Below are 1,393 nucleotides of genomic sequence, written 5' to 3'. Positions count from 1 at the left end.
AGGACAAGCCCTCGGCCTATTAGTACCAGTCACCTCCACACCTTGCGGTGCTTCCAGATCTGGCCTATCAACCCAGTCGTCTACTGGGAGCCTTAACCCCTCAAAGGGGGTGGGAATACTCATCTCGAAGCAGGCTTCCCGCTTAGATGCTTTCAGCGGTTATCCCTCCCGAACGTAGCCAACCAGCCATGCCCTTGGCAGGACAACTGGCACACCAGAGGTTCGTCCGTCCCGGTCCTCTCGTACTAGGGACAGCCCTTCTCAATATTCCTACGCGCACAGCGGATAGGGACCGAACTGTCTCACGACGTTCTAAACCCAGCTCGCGTACCGCTTTAATGGGCGAACAGCCCAACCCTTGGGACCGACTCCAGCCCCAGGATGCGACGAGCCGACATCGAGGTGCCAAACCATCCCGTCGATATGGACTCTTGGGGAAGATCAGCCTGTTATCCCCGGGGTACCTTTTATCCGTTGAGCGACGGCGCTTCCACAAGCCACCGCCGGATCACTAGTCCCGACTTTCGTCCCTGCTCGACCCGTCGGTCTCACAGTCAAGCTCCCTTGTGCACTTACACTCAACACCTGATTACCAACCAGGCTGAGGGAACCTTTGGGCGCCTCCGTTACTCTTTGGGAGGCAACCGCCCCAGTTAAACTACCCATCAGACACTGTCCCTGATCCGGATCACGGACCCAGGTTAGACATCCAGCACGACCAGAGTGGTATTTCAACGATGACTCCCCCTGAGCTGGCGCTCAGAGTTCACAGTCTCCCACCTATCCTACACAAGCCGAACCGAACACCAATATCAAACTGTAGTAAAGGTCCCGGGGTCTTTCCGTCCTGCTGCGCGAAACGAGCATCTTTACTCGTAGTGCAATTTCACCGGGCCTATGGTTGAGACAGTCGAGAAGTCGTTACGCCATTCGTGCAGGTCGGAACTTACCCGACAAGGAATTTCGCTACCTTAGGATGGTTATAGTTACCACCGCCGTTTACTGGCGCTTAAGTTCTCAGCTTCGCACGCCCGAAAGCGCACTAACCGGTCCCCTTAACGTTCCAGCACCGGGCAGGCGTCAGTCCGTATACATCGCCTTACGGCTTCGCACGGACCTGTGTTTTTAGTAAACAGTCGCTTCTCGCTGGTCTCTGCGGCCACCCCCAGCTCGAGCAGCAAGTGCTCTCACCAGTGATGGCCCCCCTTCTCCCGAAGTTACGGGGGCATTTTGCCGAGTTCCTTAACCATAGTTCACCCGAACGCCTCGGTATTCTCTACCTGACCACCTGAGTCGGTTTAGGGTACGGGCCGCCATGAAACTCGCTAGAGGCTTTTCTCGACAGCATAGGATCATCCACTTCACCACAATCGGCTCGGCATCAGGTCTCAGG

General features: G+C 56.3%; 1 rRNA gene (running past one end of the window). It reads right to left on the bottom strand.

Annotated features, from left to right (window positions below):
* Positions 1–1,393 (bottom strand): 23S ribosomal RNA (locus tag AC069T_RS30740); it runs 1,926 nt beyond the window's last position.

It is taken from the genome of Streptomyces sp. NPDC043867, from assembly GCF_056435845.1.
Note: the sequence above shows the minus strand (reverse complement) of the source record. Positions and strands in the feature narration are given on the sequence as shown.